Genomic DNA, 2,957 nt, shown 5'->3' with positions numbered 1-2,957 from the left:
GGCTGGTCGCGCCGTTCCTCGCGCCCCTGGAGGGTGCGCCTGTCGTGGGTGTGGTGGGGCGGGGCCGTGCCGGGGCATCCGATCGCAGCTGTGTCGTCCGGGGTTGTTCGGTTGCTCTGGAGAGGTCGTGCTGCGATCGGACGCCCCGTCCCGTCCCCTCGCGCCGGACCGCGACCGACGGGAGAGGGGGGTGGGGACCGGTGGGGGTGCCCCCGCCGCTGGGGGCGCCCCCGTTTTTGGGGGCGCGGGGAACTGCGCGACCAGCCCTCACCGGCGGGCAGCCGACGCACCCGGCTGCAGGCCGGTGGGGGCCCGGGTCAGGCTGGGAGGCGGGCTCCGGAGAGCCGGAAGTCCAGCGCCGTGGACCGCCTCCCGGCGGACACCGTGCGGACCGCCTGGCCCAGGGCCTTGCGGGAGCCGACCAGGACCACGAGCTTCTTCGCCCGGGTCACCGCCGTGTAGAGGAGGTTGCGCTGGAGCATCATCCAGGCGCCCGTGGTGACCGGGATGACGACCGCCGGGTACTCGCTGCCCTGGGAGCGGTGGATCGTGACCGCGTACGCGTGCGCCAGCTCGTCGAGTTCGTCGAACTCGTACGGGACCTCCTCGTCCTCGTCCGTGCGGACCGTGAGGCGCTGGTCGTCGAGGTTTAGTGAAGTCACCACTCCCACCGTGCCGTTGAAGACGCCGTTCTCACCCTTGTCGTAGTTGTTGCGGATCTGGGTGACCTTGTCGCCGACGCGGAAGACCCGGCCGCCGAAGCGCTTCTCGGGGAGGTCGGGGCGGGCCGGGGTGATGGCCTGCTGGAGCAGGCCGTTGAGCGTGCCCGCGCCTGCCGGGCCCCGGTGCATGGGGGCCAGGACCTGGACGTCACGGCGGGGGTCCAGGCCGAACCTGGCCGGAATACGCCGCGCCGCCACGTCCACCGTGAGCCTGCCCGCCTCCTCCGTGTCGTCCTCGACGAAGAGGAAGAAGTCCTTGAGACCGTCCGTGACCGGTTGCTGCCCGGCGTTGATCCGGTGGGCGTTCGTCACCACGCCCGACTGCTGGGCCTGACGGAACACCCGGGTGAGCCGGACCGCCGGGACCGGGCCGCGCTCGTCGAGCAGGTCGCGCAGCACCTCGCCGGCGCCGACACTCGGAAGCTGGTCGACGTCTCCGACGAAGAGCAGATGCGCGCCCGGTGGCACCGCCTTCACCAGCTTGTTGGCGAGGAGCAGGTCCAGCATCGACGCCTCGTCCACGACGACCAGGTCGGCGTCCAGCGGCCGGTCCTTGTCGTAGGCCGCGTCACCGCCCGGCTTCAGCTCCAGGAGCCGGTGCACGGTCGACGCCTCCGCCCCGGTCAGCTCGGCGAGCCGCTTGGCCGCGCGGCCGGTCGGGGCGGCCAGTACGACCTTCGCCTTCTTCGCCCGGGCCAGCTCCACGATCGAGCGGACCGTGAACGACTTGCCGCAGCCGGGCCCGCCCGTCAGCACCGCGACCTTCTCGGTGAGGGCGAGCCGGACGGCCGCCTCCTGCTCGGGGGCCAGCTCCGTCCCCGTACGCCCCCTGAGCCATGCCAGCGCCTTGTCCCAGGTCACGTCCCGGAACGCGGGCATCCGGTCCTCTTCGGTGCGCAGCAGCCTCAACAGCTGCGCGGACAAGGACAGTTCGGCCCGGTGGAAGGGGACCAGGTAGATGGCCGTCACCGGCTCGCCGCCGTCGAGGCCCGGCACCCGTTCTCGTACCACTCCCGGGTCCTCGCCCTCCTCCGCAGGAGCCGCCAGTTGCGCGAGGCACTCGATGGCCAGACCCGTGTCCACCTGGAGCAGCTTCACCGCGTCCGCGATCAGCCGCTCCTCCGGCAGGAAGCAGTGGCCCTGGTCGGTGGACTGCGAAAGGGCGTACTGGAGACCGGCCTTGACGCGCTCCGGGCTGTCGTGCGGAATGCCCACCGACTGGGCGATCTTGTCGGCGGTGAGGAAGCCGATGCCCCAGACGTCCGACGCGAGGCGGTACGGCTGGTTCTTCACGACCGAGATCGACGCGTCGCCGTATTTCTTGTAGATGCGGACCGCGATGGAGGTGGACACCTCGACGGTCTGGAGGAAGAGCATGACCTCCTTGATCGCCTTCTGTTCCTCCCAGGCGTCGGCGATCTTCCTGGTGCGCTTGGGGCCGAGGCCGGGCACCTCGATGAGCCGCTTCGGCTCCTCCTCGATGATCTGGAGGGTGTCCAGGCCGAAGTGCTGCGTGATGCGGTCCGCGAAGACCGGCCCGATGCCCTTGACCAGACCGGAACCGAGATAGCGGCGGATGCCCTGGACGGTGGCCGGGAGGACCGTCGTGTAGTTCTCCACCGTGAACTGCTTGCCGTACTGCGAGTGGGAGCCCCAGCGGCCCTCCATGCGCAGGGACTCCCCCACCTGGGCACCGAGCAACGCGCCGACCACCGTGAGGAGATCACCGCCGCCCCGCCCGGTGTCGACCCGGGCGACCGTGTATCCGTTCTCCTCGTTGGCGTACGTGATCCGCTCCAGCACACCCTCCAGAACCGCCAGGTTCCGGTCCGCCCCGTTCCCCGCCCCGTGATTGGACATGATCCGACGCTACCGCCCACGTCCGACAGCGAGGGCCCACACCGGCTGCACCGGCTGCACCGGGCCCACACAGGCCTGCAGCCGGGTGCGTCGGCTGCCCGCCGGTGAGGGCTGGTCGCGCAGTTCCCCGCGCCCCCAAAAACGGGGGCGCCCCCAGCGGCGGGGGCACCCCCACCGGTCCCCACCCCCCTCTCCCGTCGGTCGCGGTCCGGCGCGAGGGGACGGGACGGGGCGTCCGATCGCAGCACGACCTCTCCAGAGCAACCGAACAACCCCGGACGACACAGCTGCGATCGGATGCCCCGGCACGGCCCCGCCCCACCACACCCACGACAGGCGCACCCTCCAGGGGCGCGAGGAACGGCGCGACCAGCC

The 2,957-nt window shown here is 71.6% G+C and carries 1 protein-coding gene; it reads right to left on the bottom strand.

All coding sequences use genetic code 11. The features are described 5' to 3' along the window. Nucleotides 1–317: 317 nt before the first annotated feature. Nucleotides 318–2,582: an ATP-dependent RecD-like DNA helicase gene (locus KUF83_RS27575; RefSeq protein WP_217457666.1), complete on the bottom strand. Its 2,265-nt coding sequence runs from the start codon at nt 2,580–2,582 to the stop codon at nt 318–320. Between the last annotated feature and the right edge of the window lie 375 nt (nt 2,583–2,957).

This window comes from Streptomyces sp. BV286, from assembly GCF_019090165.1.
Lineage (GTDB): Bacteria > Actinomycetota > Actinomycetes > Streptomycetales > Streptomycetaceae > Streptomyces.
The sequence above is the reverse complement of the archived record's forward strand: the minus strand, read 5'-3'. Positions and strand labels throughout refer to the sequence as shown.